Origin of the sequence: Achromobacter xylosoxidans, assembly GCF_014490035.1 — a bacterium.
Taxonomy (GTDB): domain Bacteria; phylum Pseudomonadota; class Gammaproteobacteria; order Burkholderiales; family Burkholderiaceae_B; genus Achromobacter; species Achromobacter bronchisepticus_A.
The window spans coordinates 3528076-3541443 of sequence record NZ_CP061008.1 but is presented as its reverse complement, the minus strand read 5'-3'; the positions used below and the strand labels follow the sequence as shown (position 1 = coordinate 3541443).

The window sequence follows — 13368 nt, the reverse complement described above, 5'->3', positions numbered from 1 at the left end:
CCCCAGCCCTCGTCGCGTCGGGCGGATTGCCAAGTCAGAATCAAGTAAACCAAGGGTGCGGGCTTCGGACCCGTTGGACCCGCACCCTCGGTTTGTCGTTGCTAATGAGTACGGCCCTAGGTCCGCGGGACGATGACGGCGTCAAGCGCGATGCAGCCGCTACCCTCTGGAAGGACTGCGAGCGGGTTCACGTCGATGGATGAAAGGCCTTCCCGATTGGCGGCGGCAAACTCCGATAGCGCGGCGATGGCGCGGCAAAGCGCCTGGATGTCGGAAGGTTCCGCTCCGCGCGCACCGGCCAACAATGGCGCGCCCCGTATCTCGGCCACCATGCTGCGAGCCTCGTCCTCGTCTATCGGCGCCAGGCGGAAGCTGACGTCCTTCAGGACCTCCACGAACACGCCTCCCAGGCCGAACATCACTACCGGGCCGAAAACCGGATCGATGTGGGCGCCCAGAATGCATTCGACCCCTCCTTTCACCATCGGTGCAACCAGAACGCCATCCAATGCCGCCGTTGGCGCATTGGCGGCCACGGTGGCCATGATCTCGCTGAATGCCGATTCGACGCTCGCGTCGTCGGCGATGGCGAGGCGCACGCCACCTACATCGCTCTTGTGCGCGATGTCCGCCGATGCGATTTTCATGACGACCGGATAGCCCGACCGCCGCGCGGCAGCGACCGCTTCGCGTGGGTTCGCGCATACCGTCGCGCAGACCGTTGGTATGCCGGCGGCCTCGAGCAATGCGAACGATGCCGCTTCGCCCAGACGCTCCGGAAATGCGACGGTCCCGGTACCTGTCCTGCCTGGCAGGCCGCGCGGCGGTCTGCCGTCGCGGCGGGAACACAAGGCGCGAACCATGTGGATGGCGGTGCTAGGGTCGGAAAACACGAGACACCCCAAGGACTCCAGGTCCTGCTTGTTGGCCGGGGCGATCGTACAACTGAGCACAAGCGGCGTGTCAGGATAGGCACTGCGGATATCGCAGACGAACTCGCGCACATGCGGCCAAAGCGCCGGAGATGCGGCGACAGCACCCACGAAGACCACCAGGGAGCCGTACCTCCCCTCGTCCAGCATCAGCCGAGCCGTATACGACAAAAGGTCCATCTCAGACGTGGCTTGCCCGGTGATGTCCACCGGATTGTTCACGCCGGCGAATGGCACTCTGCGCAAGATCGACTGCCTGGCTGCTTTGGGCAGCGGCGACATGGTCAAGCCTGCGATCTGCGCATCGTCCGCCATCAGCGCGCCCACGCCTCCCGACATTGTCAGCAATCCGATGTCCCGGTTCGACGGCAATGCGTCCGCCACGGAAAAGGCGTAGCCCAGATTGAAGAATTCCTCGACGGTGTAAGCGCGGGCCACACCATATTGCTTGAACAAGGCGGAATAGACGGCGTCATCGCCCGCCATGGCCGCTGTATGCGACGCCGCCGCCTGGGCCCCTGACGACGTCCGTCCAACTTTGCAGGCCACGACGGGCTTGCCGGCGGCGTATGCCTTGGCCAGCGCATCCTTTAGCTTTTCGCCGTCCGTGCAACCTTCCATATAGACCATGATGACGCGAGTTTGCGGGTCGCCGGCCAGCCAGGCGATGCAGTCGGCGACATCGATGCTGCACTGGTTGCCGGTGGTGATCCAATGCGACAGGCCCAGACCGCGCTCGCGAGCCAAGGTATACGCGTAGCCCGCGAACGCCCCGCTTTGCGACACGATGGCTACATTGCCCGGCTGTACCAATCCTCCGGCCGGCCCGGTGCAGAATGTCGCGAAAACGCGCTCCCGTATGTTCATGAAGCCCAGGCAGTTCGGCCCAAGTATGTTTGCCCCGTGGCCAAGCGCCAGCTCGGTCAACTGTTGTTGCTGAAGCCGCCCTGCCTCTCCGGCTTCGGCGAAACCTGATGAAAACAGCACGAAGTTCTTTGTGCCGAGTTCCAGGGCCTCATGCAGGACCGGCAACACCCGCGCCGCCGGCACCGAAACGATCGCCAGGTCCACCGGCGCCTTCACGGCAGTCAGAGATTCGAATGCAGGCATGCCCTGCACCGTCTCGGCGGCCGGGTTGATGGGATAGAGCTTGCCGCCGTAGCCATGTTGCGCAAGCAACGATACGGGTACCGCGCCGATCTTGGTCGGCGACGAGGACGCGCCCACGATGGCGACGCTTCGGGGGTAAAACAGCCGGGTGAGCAACTGCGTATCGGTCACGTCATCACTCCCCTGCCCTGGCGCCAAGCGCAAAGGTGTCTATCATCGTATTTATCCACTCAGGCTTTTCGTGCGCGATCCAGTGCGACGCATCGTCGCGCGTATGGAGCTGCAGATCCGGTATGAATTGATCCAATCCGTCCAGGCAACCGGCAAGCAGATAGCGGTCTCGCATCCCCCAGAGCACGAGCGTAGGCATGCGCAAAATGAACGCGTCGAGGTTGCTGTCGCCGACTTCTGCCAGTTGAGCATCGTTACCGGGGTACAGCGCCGTCGCCTTGTAATAGTTGAGGCCCGAAGCCACCGCGCCTGGACGCGACCATGCCGCGCGATACTCTTCCAACGCCGCGTCGTTCAGCCAATCCGGCCTGTCTCCATCCTCGGAGAGCATCGCTATCAAGTAGGCGCAATCATCCTGTTGAACAGCTTGCGCGAAATGCTCGCTGCGAAAATCCAGCATGTATTGGCTGGCCGCCTGCTGCGCGGGATTGCGCAGCAGTTGGCGTGCAAACAAGACTGGGTGCACCGCATTGATGAGGACAAGGCCAAGCAGCCGCTGGGGAGCAGCCAGCGCCACCGCGCAGGCGATTGCGCCGCCCCAATCGTGCCCGACCAGGATGCAGCGCTCGTGGCCAAGTGCCTCGATCAAGACGACGATGTCTTTGACCAGAGGCTTGATGCGGTAGTCTTCGACCTGGCCGGGCTTGTCGGACTCGTTGATGCCGCGGGTGTCGACGGCAACCACATGATATTTGTCGCTGAAATGACGCATCTGCTCCCGCCACGCGAACCACGCCTCGGGAAAGCCATGGATGAACAGCATCAGCGGATTCGCCGGGTCGCCGCATTCCGCGTAATGCAGGGATACCCCATGGGCAAGCGCGCGCCCATGACGGATTTCGTGGTGGTCAAGTATCTTTTCCATCACCTAGTTCCAGGAAAATTCGAAGGTGGGGTCGTCCGCGCGACGCGCCCCGATGGGCAGACCAAGCACGTCCTCGGCGCTGCTGAGCAGAATGTTGCGCGATACGATGGAGGGCATTTGCGTAGCGCGTTCTACGCACAGTTCCGCCTTCAGTTCGCGGGCCAACAGGGTTTGCGGATCGTCGTTCTGGCTTGACGCCACCAGATCGACCACATGCAGGGCCAACTGCGTTTTTCCTTGTCGTTGCAAGGTACGCGCGTGGTCCAGCACCGAATCGACGTCGCCCAATGCGGCGCGCAAGGCGGCGGCAACCGCCTGCGGACGCGCCGGATGCAGCGTGGTTGGATTGCGGTCCCACCAGCCGTTTTCAGAACGCCAGATCTCCCGCACGATGTATTCCGGACACCCGTAGATCGGCCGCAGGAATGGGTGGCCGAAGATCTCGTCCGGATAGGACATGTCCGCCAGGATATCCCGCTCGTCCATGCCCTGGTTCATACGCGCCACTACCTCCGCGCGCAGGTAGCGCAATGCCCGGACGGTGACCGAAAACGCGGCCTGTATCTCTTCGGGGCGCGTCACGGGATCACCGAATTCCGGCATCAGGATGGCGGCGCCTAGCGCCTGAAGGCGCTCCAGGGTTCCCGCCCAACGCATCGGATCCCGGAAGGTGCGCAGCGGCGTTCCGGCGTTCGGGATGCTACGGATGAATGCGGGGCCCGCATACAGGAATCGATCCTGGGGCAGCCATACCGCAATGCTGTCATCGGTTTCTGAGGGAGCGTGAATCAGCTCTACGCTGCGGTCGCCGCAGTCCAGCGAGAGAAAGTCTTCGAACTGAACGTCGGGTGACTGGAACGCATCGGCCATGTAAGGCTTGAATTCCCTGCGGAACTGCCGGCCGTTCAACCATTGCTGTAGCCCAGCCGTCTCCACGTATCGGCCATAGCGCCGCGCAACGCCGCGGTGTCCAATCAAGACCGGTCCGGCTTCGCCGCGCGATTCCGCATGCTCGCGCCAAGCGGAAACGCCCGAGTTGTAGCCGTTGTGCCCGTGGCTGTAGACGATGGCATGGACGGGCGCTTGAGTGATGGCGCGCAGATTCGCGATCATCGCCGCCGTGATCTTGCCTCCCGGTCCGGCGTCCACCACTACGACGCCGCGGCCTGTCTCGATGGCAAGCGAATTCCCCTGCCCTCCGATCGTGTGGATGCCCTTGACGATGTCCCTGCGGACGGGGTTGTCGAACAGCACGACCCCTGCCGTCCCCTTCTTGACTGCATCAGCACCTTGCATCTCGTTCCTCCTCAATCCAGCTTGATATTGTTTTCTTTCATGACCTCGCCCCACTTGCGGACCTCCTCGTTCACGAATTGCTTGAATTGCTCAGGCGTCTGGGGCGCAATTTCCACGCCGGTGGATAGAAGACGTTCCGTAAAGGCTGCATCGGAAGCCAACTCATTGATTCGATGATTGACCAGTTGCACAACATCGGATGGCGTCTCCTTCGGTGCAAGCAGGCCGAACCAGCCGAAGCCGACGACGTCGGGATATCCGGCTTCCTTGAACGTGGGGGCGTCTGGATAGATCCTGGAACGCTCGGGTGAGGCGACGGCCAGCACACGCAGGCGGCCCTCCCGGATAAATGGCAAGGCGCCGGTCAGCGAGGTCAATGTCGCATCCACGCGCCCTGCCAGAAGTTCGATGTAGGAGGCGGCATCGCCCTTCATCTGGATCGGCAGCAGCTTGAATCCCGCCTTCATCGAGAACAACTCCGCGGTCAGGTGCGGAGAGGCCCCATAGCCGGAGTTTGCGAACGTCACGCCGTCCGGGCGGCTGCGGGCGGCGTTTACAAAGTCTGCGACGCTACGGTAGGGGCTGTCCGCCTTGACCACCAGAAACAGCGGCGTGACGACAACCGGGCCGATGAACGCGAAGTCCTTGCGTAGGTCGTAGGACGTCTTGACATTGGCAGCCGCGAAATTCGCGATGGGCGCTGCCGCATAGAGCCAGGTGTGTCCGTCAGGTTTGGCCCGGGCCACGTACTGATTGGCGATTCGCGTAGTTGCCCCGGGCTTGTTTTCGACCACGTAGTCGCCGCCGAACTTGGCAGCCATCCCCTGGAGGATGAGGCGCAGTGAGGTGTCGTTCGGTCCGCCGGCGGCGAAGGGCGAAACCGCCACCACGGCGTGTGTCGGAAAGGTGGCTTGGGCCCAAGCCGGCAGGCAATACATTGCCATCAAGCCCAGCTTGGCCAAGGGCTTTGCAAAGTTGAACATGCTTGTCTCCGTGGATTTTGCTTATGTCGCAGCCTCCCCGGCGGCCATGCCAGGGTGTCCGTGCGTGGAGAAAATTCTAGGGACTTCGGCGCCTGCCGAACACATTGTTCCAAAGAATGAAACGTTGATCCCCGACGGCAACACCACACCTAGAATTTGCCCGGATACATGACCAATGACGCCCGTCCCAAAGGAGACAACAACCATGACACGTGCCGACGTTTTGATGCGCAGCCACGGACTTATCCAACATGCCCCCCATGTATATACGCTGGGCGGACAGGGAAATTCCCTGGTCGTCGATCTGGGCAGCGGCCTGCTACTGGTGGATAGCGGACCGGGCGGCGACATCACCCGGCGCATGATTCAAGAGATCCGCCTGGGCCTCGGAAAGCCTGTCGCCTTCATCGTCTACAGCCACGGCCACATGGGCTACAACAACGGCGTCGACGCCTGGCGACAGGCGGCCCGGGAAGATGGCCATTTGCCGCCTCAGCTCATTGCCCATGAAAATGTCGCGCGCCGGTTCCGCCGCTATCGGGAAACCGCCGGCCTGCAAAGCCATACCAATACCCGTCAGTTCCGCACGGCCTACCCGGAAGATCCGCCCTCGAACTGGTTCACGCCGGCCGATACGACGTACCGACACACAATGCTCGTCCATGGCTCGGAGCGTTGCGTGCAATTGCTGCACGCGCCGGGCGAAACCGACGATGGAACTGCCGTCTGGATTCCGGAATCCAAGGTGCTTTATGGTTCGAACGCATTCATCAAGACCTGCCCCAATAGCGGCTCGCCTTACCGCATCTTGCGCGATCCCTGCGTGTGGGCCGATACGCTGGAGCGATTTCTCGAGCTGGATCCGGAGGTATTGATCCCCGAGTTCGGCAAGCCCTTGACGGCGAAGGAGGAAATCGCCGAGGCGCTTTCCGTTCCGGCGCGAGCCCTCCGATACCTGAGGCAGGAGGTCGTGCGCCACATGAATGCCGGCCTGTCTGTTGAAGAAATCATCCATGCCGTAGAGTTGCCCGCCGAACTCTTCGGGAACCCTTACATGAAACCTTCGTACGGCTGCGCGGAATTCGTGATCCGCGATGTCTGGCGTTCCGAGAACGGCTGGTGGAACCGCAATCCCACGGATCTGCATCCCAGCCCGGTTCGGGCGGCAGCTGGCGCGGTCCTGGGCGCCGTGAAGCGTCCGGAGCAAGTGCTGCAGCATGCCCTCTCCTTGCAGAAGGCAGGAGAAACCCAGCTTGCCCTGCATGTCGTCGACCTGCTGGCGCTGGCGGATTCAGATATGCCCGCCGTCATGCAGGCCCGCCGCCTGAAGGCGGAACTGTGTGAGCAACGTGCGCAGGAGCTGCCCTCTTTCGTTTCGCGCAGCTTGCTGCTCAGTGCGGCCGACAGCCTGCGCGGGCAAGCCATCGGGCAGACGTCAGGCCAGAAGGTCGGGTTTGAATGGGTATGACTGCAACAGGCGACACTGACAGGACAAAATCGATATGCCTCAATTGACTGACGACACCATCGCCGCATACGGCGTCGAGACCGGTTGGCGATTTGGACTGGAATTCGATGTGCGCTGGAGTGAACTGGATGCGTTTCGCCACGTAAACCACCGCGCACACCTGGGCTGGTTCGAAGAGGTCCGCAATGCGATGTTTCTTGAACTGGACTATCCGCCCTTCGCGCTGAACGGCGCAGGCCCGGTCATCCGGGAGTTGGCCGTCGGCTATGACAAGCCTATCGGTATCGCGACCCGGGTCTTGACCACCGGAAAATTCGTCTGGCTGAAGAACTCCAGCTTCCGCATGGAGTTCGCGGTGTGGCATCAGGGGCGGGTTGCGTCCAGCCACGCAATCTGCGTCTGGCTGTGCAATGCCTCCGGTGAAAAGGTTGTCTTGTCGGAAGGTCTGCGTGAGCGTATCCATCGCCTGTATGAGGCAGACGATTTACGCTGACGCCCTATCACTTGCCCTGGAACGCGTGGGCTTCCGGAGGTCGTCGTTGAGGGTTTCCGCCACCCCGGCCAACAGCCTCGGCACGGAGGTCCTCGCATCCTGCCCGGCCGGGGTGCGCGTGGAGATCGCACATGACAGAATCAGCAGGTCTTCGCCTGGCCGGCGGTACAGGGTCCTGGCGTAGACGGCGGTGTCCTGATGCACCAGGTTTTCCGTCATGACGTAGCCTTCCCGTCGATGAAAGGCTGCCGCGTTGCGATAGAGGTTCAAATACTTGACGACGGCTTCTTCATCGGCGGCGTAGTGCAGCTCCCGTATCGCCCTGGCCCGCTCGTCTTCGGTTGCGCCGATCAGCCAGGCCAAACCCGCGGTGCTGCCGCAGAACGGCAGGGAAAGCCCTATTCCTGGCCGGCGGCGCAGCACATCGTTAGCGCTTTCCGATTGAAGCGAGACAATGCGCAAGTGGTCCCGCATGCTGATCGTGGCGGTCCCGTCGATCAGCTGCGCCAGGCGCGTCAGGTGCTGCGACATGGAGGGACTGAGGACGTTTCCCGACATCAGCGGATAACCCAGGCACAACACCCCAATGCCGAGGATGAACTGGCCATTGTCCGGACTCACCCTCAGGTATCCCAGTTGCACCAGCGTATGCGTCAGCCGCGATACCGTGGCCTTGGGAAGCCCTGTGCGCTTGGTTATTTCGCCGTTGCTGAGCACGGCATCGCGGCTGTCGAAACATTGCAGCACGCGCAGCCCCCGTTCAAGCGTTGTCGTAAGGCGGCCCGTTTTTCCGGGTGTCTTCTTCTGGTGTGCCGAGTCCATGCGGATAGCGAAGGGTTGTAAACAATCAAATATTGTCCTCTGCACTATTTCAATCGTAAACGGATAAAACCCCTAATGGCACGCCGCGATTCATACCCCAGCGCGATCAGCATGAGCTGCTACTGACTAGTAGATGTATGAAAACGCGATGATGCATCCTCTCCTTCCTCAGCTAACGGCTATTGGTTGATTGAGCTTCCTATCTCCTCGAATGAACTCCTATAAGCTCCCTCTCCCAATAGGCCCCAACCGGCAGAATTTCGGCGCCTCCTTGCGTCGGAGACTCCCTTGAAGAAAAGCAGATTTACAGAGAGCCAGATCCTTGCCGTGTTGACGGAGGGCGAAGCCAATTACTCAGGTGCAATTGATTGGCCCGGCTATCGTTCGGTATGAAGAATGCTGAGGCTCGAGATCGGCGGAGTCTTCCATTAGGCCTTCCACCAGATCGCTACGGAAATCAAGGGTACTTGCACCGTCTCCAAGCAAAATTCAGTGCGCACCCGCTCGAGATCCCGGAAGCAAGAAACCCGGTACGGATATGGGATGGATTTGCTTAAGTTGTTCGGCTTTTGAACCAATACAGGAAAGCCTACTTTGCGCAAATCAGTTCACGACTGCTTCCCCGCTCCATGGTCAGGAGTCTGAGCGGGACTGAACAGGTTTATGCAAGCGAACGGCAGTTCTGCACTGGCATATAATTCAACAATCGTTGTATGATCGAATCATGAACGAAGATCAAGCCATCTCAGCGCTCGGCGCTCTTGCCCATCCCCAACGACTGCGGACTTTCCGCGCGCTCGTGGTGGCCGGGTTGCCAGGACTCATGCCTAGCGTCCTGGCGGACCAGCTCGGAGTCGCGCGCAACACGCTTTCCTTTCACCTGAAGGAGCTGGCGCATGCGGGCCTGGTCAGCGTCGAGCAACAGGGGCGCAATCTGATCTACCGCGCCGATTTCTCGAAGATGAATGGCTTGCTCGGCTATCTCACCGAGCATTGCTGCCAGGGAGCGCCCTGCGAGGCTTCCGGTCCCGCGGCCTGCACGAGCTGCTAATCAGGAGTTCTCCATGAAGCGCTTCCACGTCCATCTACATGTCGATGACCTGGCCAGGAACATTGGTTTCTATTCCCGGCTTTTCGCGCTTGAGCCAACCCGCGTCGAATCCGACTACGCAAAGTGGATGCTGGATGATCCTCCTGTGAACTTCGCCATATCGACCCGTGGCGCCGGCCTGGGCGTTGATCATTTCGGGATTCAGGCCGACAGCGCCGAGGAACTGGATGCATTGAAATCCCGGGCGCAGGCTGCGAGCCTGGTTCTGGATGATCAGGGAGAAACGTCCTGCTGCTACGCCCGCAGCGAGAAATACTGGGTCACCGATCCACAAGGATTGGCTTGGGAGCACTTCCACACGCTGGGCTCCATCCCCGTCTATGGCGAGGCGCACAGCGCTCATGTCGATCAGGTGGCGGCGCCCGACCGCGGTTCGCCGTCGATCAAAGCTGCGGCGCCCACCGGTTGCTGCACCCCAAAAGCAAACTCCACTACCCGTTGCTGCTAGGAAATCTCATGTCGCACTCCCCTTTCAATGTGCTCTTTCTATGCACAGGCAATTCCGCGCGTTCAATCCTGGCCGAAGGGCTGCTTAAGGGTTTGGGCGCTGGCCGGTTTCAGGCGTACTCGGCTGGTAGCACTCCCAAGGGCGAGGTCCACCCTCTAGCTCTCGCCACCCTCAAATCCTATTCGTTGCCCGCGGATGGGTACCGGAGCAAGAGTTGGGACGAGTTCGCCACCCCGGATGCCCCCAGGATGGACTTCATCATCACGGTGTGCGACAACGCGGCGGGTGAAGTCTGCCCGGTATGGCCGGGCCATCCGATGACTGCGCACTGGGGCGTGGCGGATCCCGCGGCGCATGAGGGCAGCGAGGAAGAACGCCTCAAGGCCTTCCACGAAGCTGCGCGAATGCTCAAGCGCCGTATCGAACTGTTCTTGTCCTTGCCGCTTGACCGCCTGGATGCCATGTCGCTGCAGACCGAGCTGCGCGGCATTGGCCAGTCCCGGGAGTAAACCGATGTCGTCCAGTACGCAGGCGGCGCCGGCCCCGCGCGAGCGCCCCGGAATGAGTGTTTTCGAGCGCTACCTCACGTTGTGGGTCTTCCTCTGCATCGTCCTGGGGGTGACGCTTGGGCAGCTTATGCCGGCGTTGTTCCAGGCGATTGGCCGCCTGGAGGTCGCCCAGGTCAACCTGCCGGTTGGGGTCCTGATCTGGGTGATGATCATTCCGATGTTGCTCAAGGTGGACTTCGGCGCACTGGGCCAGGTCAAGCAGCATTGGCGCGGCATCGGCGTGACGCTGTTCATCAATTGGGCCGTCAAGCCCTTTTCGATGGCCTTTCTGGGGTGGCTTTTCATCCGCCAGATCTTTTCCCCGTGGTTGCCCGCCGACCAATTGGATAGCTACATCGCCGGCCTGATCCTCCTGGCCGCGGCGCCGTGTACCGCCATGGTTTTCGCGTGGAGCCGGTTGACCGGCGGCGACCCGGTTTTCACGCTGTCCCAGGTGGCGCTGAACGACACCATCATGGTGTTCGCGTTCGCGCCCGTGGTTGGACTGCTGTTGGGTCTATCGGCCATCACCGTGCCTTGGGACACGCTCTTGGTGTCCGTCGGGCTGTACATCGTGATTCCGGTCATTCTTGCCCAGCTCTGGCGCCGGGCGCTGCTTCGCCGCGGCCAGGCGGCGTTCGAAGCGGCGCTGGAGCGAATCGGGCCATTCTCGATGGCCGCCCTGCTGCTGACGCTGGTACTGCTCTTCGCGTTCCAGGGCGAGGCCATCATCGGGCAGCCGCTGGTTATCGCCATGCTGGCCGTACCCATTCTTATCCAGGTGTTCTTCAACTCCGGCCTGGCGTACTGGCTCAATCGCCGGGTCGGCGAGAAGCACAGCATTGCGTGCCCGTCGGCGCTAATCGGCGCATCCAATTTCTTTGAACTGGCCGTTGCCGCCGCGATCAGCCTGTTTGGTTTCCAGTCCGGTGCCGCGTTGGCGACAGTCGTTGGCGTGCTCATCGAGGTGCCCGTGATGTTGCTCGTCGTGCGGATCGTCAATCGGAGCAAAGGCTGGTACGACGCCGGCGCCATGCGGAATTGATTTATGGCCAGCGCCCCTGTCCGCGTTGTCGGCGCCCTGGGAACGGCCCAAACCCTGGCCTGGGCGTCTTCCTACTACTTGCCGGCAATGCTGGCCGATCCAATGGCTCGCGATCTGGAGCTCTCCGCGCCAACGGTATACGCGGCCTTTTCGATAGCCATGGTCGCATCGGCACTGGTCGGCCCGTGGGCAGGACAAGCAATCGATCGCCGCGGTGGCCGCATCGTGCTGGTCGGCACGAGTTTGCTGTTCGCCTTGGGGCTGGGGATGCTAGGCAGCGCTCAGGGGCTCTGGACGATGGTGGCCGCCTGGCTCGTCATGGGAGTGGCGATGGGATCCGGACTATACGAGGCGGCGTTTTCCAGCCTGGTGCGCCTCTATGGTCATCGTGCCCGTGGCGCCATTACGGGGATCACGCTGATCGCAGGGTTCGCCAGTACCGTGGGATGGCCGCTTTCCGCCTGGATGGAAGCGCAGTTCGGCTGGCGCGGCGCATGCCTGGGCTGGGCAGGCTTGCATCTATTGGTCGGCCTGCCGCTGAACGCCTGGCTCCCCAAGGCGGCGGCTGTTCGGAAGGCGGAAGCCCCGAATGTCACCGGCAGCGTGGATGCCGGGCCGCGCGCCGTTCCCGAGTCGAAACCGCAGAGGTATGCCACTGCCCTCCTCGCCTTCGTGTTTGCAGCGACCTGGTTCATCAGTACCGCGATGGCCACGCACTTGCCGCGCATGCTGGAAGCTGCTGGCGCGACCCTCGCCGCTGCTGTGGCCGTGGGCGCCCTGATCGGTCCCGCGCAGGTGGCTGGACGCCTACTCGAGTTTGGGCTTCTACGCCAGGTTCATCCCTTGTTGTCGGCGCGCCTGGCGGCTCTTGCGCATCCGGCCGGCGTTGCGGTGCTGTTGACCGGCGGACCGGTAATGGCGCCGGTGTTCGCCATTCTGCACGGAGCGGGCAACGGCATTCTGACCATCGCCAAGGGCACGTTGCCGTTGGCGCTGTTTGGCCCGCAGGGCTATGGCGCCCGCCAGGGATGGTTGATGATGCCGGCGCGTGTCGCGCAAGCGGCCGCCCCGTTTCTCTTCGGCCTGGCGCTGGATGCGTGGGGCGCCAACGCTCTGTGGCTATCCGGGGCCATAGGCTTGGCGGCCTGCGCAGCCTTGCTGGTACTGCGAGCGCGGCCTGCGCACGATTGAAGTTTGAATTCCGTATCAATAGAGGTGTTTCATGAGTTCCATCACGATTTATCACAACCCGGCCTGCCGCACGTCGCGCGATGCGGAGGGCAACCGTGTCTGAGTTCCTCGCCGATTTGCCGAATATCGATCCCTCGCTGTTTGAAAAACCAAGCCTGGCCGAGCTGTTCTCGCCCGAACGTGCCACGCACGCGCCGCGCTTCCTGCTGTTGTATGGGTCGCTGCGTGAGCGTTCTTACAGCCGTTTGGTTGCCGAGGAAGCGGCGCGCCTGCTCGAGGCGCTGGGTGGCGAAACCCGGTTGTTCAACCCTTCCGGCCTGCCGCTGGTCGATGACGCCACGGAGGACCATCCCAAGGTTCGTGAGCTTCACGAATTGGTCCAATGGGCCGACGGCATGGTCTGGAGTTCGCCCGAGCGTCACGGCGCGATGACGGGATTGATGAAGACGCAGATTGACTGGATCCCGCTGTCGGTGGGCGCCGTGCGACCGACTCAGGGCAAGACGCTGGCGGTGATGCAGGTGTCGGGCGGCTCGCAGTCGTTCAACGCCGTGAACCAGATGCGGGTGCTGGGGCGCTGGATGCGCATGTTGACTATCCCGAATCAATCGTCGGTAGCCAAGGCTTACCAAGAGTTCGACGATACGGGACGTATGAAGCCCTCCCCTTACTACGATCGAATCGTGGACGTCGTCGAGGAGTTGATGAAGTTCACGTTGCTCACTCGGGATGCGACACCCTACTTGGTGGATCGCTACAGCGAACGCAAGGAAACCGCCGCTGCGCTGTCGAGCCGAATGAAGCAAAGCTCAATCTAGCTGTGGC

13 protein-coding genes are annotated in these 13368 nt (G+C 61.9%); 8 read left to right on the top strand and 5 right to left on the bottom strand.

Features of this window, described 5'->3' with window-relative positions; all coding sequences use genetic code 11:
* Positions 1–116: 116 nt before the first annotated feature.
* From IAG39_RS16530 to IAG39_RS16515, 4 genes are read right to left on the bottom strand one after another with little or no spacing between them, the layout of a single operon-like run.
* Positions 117–2213 carry an acetate--CoA ligase family protein gene (locus IAG39_RS16530; protein ID WP_118933085.1) on the bottom strand — a complete coding sequence of 699 codons (2097 nt, stop codon included), beginning with the start codon at positions 2211–2213 and terminating at the stop codon, positions 117–119.
* 4 nt (positions 2214–2217) lie between these two features.
* Positions 2218–3138 carry an alpha/beta fold hydrolase gene (locus tag IAG39_RS16525; protein WP_118933084.1) on the bottom strand — a complete coding sequence of 307 codons (921 nt, stop codon included), beginning with the start codon at positions 3136–3138 and terminating at the stop codon, positions 2218–2220.
* Positions 3139–3141: 3 nt separating this feature from the next.
* Positions 3142–4434 (bottom strand): alkyl sulfatase dimerization domain-containing protein, encoded by a 1293-nt coding sequence (locus tag IAG39_RS16520; RefSeq protein WP_118933083.1) that lies wholly within the window; start codon positions 4432–4434, stop codon positions 3142–3144.
* A gap of 11 nt (positions 4435–4445) precedes the next feature.
* The gene (locus IAG39_RS16515) at positions 4446–5417 is read right to left on the bottom strand and encodes a Bug family tripartite tricarboxylate transporter substrate binding protein (protein WP_118933082.1); all 972 of its coding nucleotides are present in this window, start codon (positions 5415–5417) and stop codon (positions 4446–4448) included.
* Positions 5418–5622: 205 nt separating this feature from the next.
* Between IAG39_RS16515 and IAG39_RS16510 the strand changes: the two genes are divergently transcribed.
* Together IAG39_RS16510 and IAG39_RS16505 are read left to right on the top strand one after the other, a co-directional pair.
* The gene (locus IAG39_RS16510) at positions 5623–6885 is read left to right on the top strand and encodes an alkyl sulfatase dimerization domain-containing protein (RefSeq protein WP_118933081.1); all 1263 of its coding nucleotides are present in this window, start codon (positions 5623–5625) and stop codon (positions 6883–6885) included.
* Positions 6886–6919: 34 nt separating this feature from the next.
* The gene (locus IAG39_RS16505; RefSeq protein ID WP_118933080.1) at positions 6920–7378 is read left to right on the top strand and encodes an acyl-CoA thioesterase; all 459 of its coding nucleotides are present in this window, start codon (positions 6920–6922) and stop codon (positions 7376–7378) included.
* Here the strand turns inward: IAG39_RS16505 and IAG39_RS16500 are convergent.
* Complete coding sequence (locus IAG39_RS16500; RefSeq protein WP_118933079.1) at positions 7370–8200, bottom strand: IclR family transcriptional regulator; 831 nt, start codon at positions 8198–8200, stop codon at positions 7370–7372. The genes IAG39_RS16505 and IAG39_RS16500 overlap by 9 nt on opposite strands.
* Positions 8201–8924: 724 nt before the next feature.
* Between IAG39_RS16500 and IAG39_RS16495 the strand changes: the two genes are divergently transcribed.
* From IAG39_RS16495 to arsH, 6 genes are all read left to right on the top strand, one after another.
* Positions 8925–9251: an ArsR/SmtB family transcription factor gene (locus IAG39_RS16495; protein WP_118933078.1), complete on the top strand. Its 327-nt coding sequence runs from the start codon at positions 8925–8927 to the stop codon at positions 9249–9251.
* A gap of 13 nt (positions 9252–9264) precedes the next feature.
* Positions 9265–9759, top strand: coding sequence for an ArsI/CadI family heavy metal resistance metalloenzyme (locus IAG39_RS16490; RefSeq protein ID WP_118933077.1), 495 nt, complete (start codon positions 9265–9267; stop codon positions 9757–9759).
* A gap of 8 nt (positions 9760–9767) precedes the next feature.
* Positions 9768–10268 carry an arsenate reductase ArsC gene (locus tag IAG39_RS16485; protein WP_059379781.1) on the top strand — a complete coding sequence of 167 codons (501 nt, stop codon included), beginning with the start codon at positions 9768–9770 and terminating at the stop codon, positions 10266–10268.
* Between the two features lie 4 nt (positions 10269–10272).
* Positions 10273–11352 (top strand): ACR3 family arsenite efflux transporter, encoded by a 1080-nt coding sequence (gene arsB, locus IAG39_RS16480; protein ID WP_118933076.1) that lies wholly within the window; start codon positions 10273–10275, stop codon positions 11350–11352.
* Positions 11353–11355: 3 nt separating this feature from the next.
* On the top strand, positions 11356–12543 hold the full coding sequence (locus IAG39_RS16475) for an MFS transporter (protein WP_118933075.1): 1188 nt from the start codon (positions 11356–11358) through the stop codon (positions 12541–12543).
* Positions 12544–12638: 95 nt separating this feature from the next.
* Positions 12639–13361 carry an arsenical resistance protein ArsH gene (gene arsH / locus IAG39_RS16470; RefSeq protein WP_059379812.1) on the top strand — a complete coding sequence of 241 codons (723 nt, stop codon included), beginning with the start codon at positions 12639–12641 and terminating at the stop codon, positions 13359–13361.
* Positions 13362–13368: the final 7 nt, after the last annotated feature.

Excerpts from the sequence above, each read along its gene's own strand:
- IAG39_RS16510 (WP_118933081.1), top strand. The coding sequence starts at position 5,623 with ATGACACGTGCCGACGTTTTGATGCGCAGCCACGGACTTATCCAACAT.
- IAG39_RS16490 (WP_118933077.1), top strand. The coding sequence starts at position 9,265 with ATGAAGCGCTTCCACGTCCATCTACATGTCGATGACCTGGCCAGGAAC.
- IAG39_RS16500 (WP_118933079.1), bottom strand. The coding sequence starts at position 8,200 with ATGGACTCGGCACACCAGAAGAAGACACCCGGAAAAACGGGCCGCCTT.
- IAG39_RS16515 (WP_118933082.1), bottom strand. The coding sequence starts at position 5,417 with ATGTTCAACTTTGCAAAGCCCTTGGCCAAGCTGGGCTTGATGGCAATG.
- IAG39_RS16475 (WP_118933075.1), top strand. The coding sequence starts at position 11,356 with ATGGCCAGCGCCCCTGTCCGCGTTGTCGGCGCCCTGGGAACGGCCCAA.
- IAG39_RS16525 (WP_118933084.1), bottom strand. The coding sequence starts at position 3,138 with ATGGAAAAGATACTTGACCACCACGAAATCCGTCATGGGCGCGCGCTT.
- arsB (WP_118933076.1), top strand. The coding sequence starts at position 10,273 with ATGTCGTCCAGTACGCAGGCGGCGCCGGCCCCGCGCGAGCGCCCCGGA.
- IAG39_RS16520 (WP_118933083.1), bottom strand. The coding sequence starts at position 4,434 with ATGCAAGGTGCTGATGCAGTCAAGAAGGGGACGGCAGGGGTCGTGCTG.
- IAG39_RS16495 (WP_118933078.1), top strand. The coding sequence starts at position 8,925 with ATGAACGAAGATCAAGCCATCTCAGCGCTCGGCGCTCTTGCCCATCCC.
- IAG39_RS16485 (WP_059379781.1), top strand. The coding sequence starts at position 9,768 with ATGTCGCACTCCCCTTTCAATGTGCTCTTTCTATGCACAGGCAATTCC.
- IAG39_RS16505 (WP_118933080.1), top strand. The coding sequence starts at position 6,920 with ATGCCTCAATTGACTGACGACACCATCGCCGCATACGGCGTCGAGACC.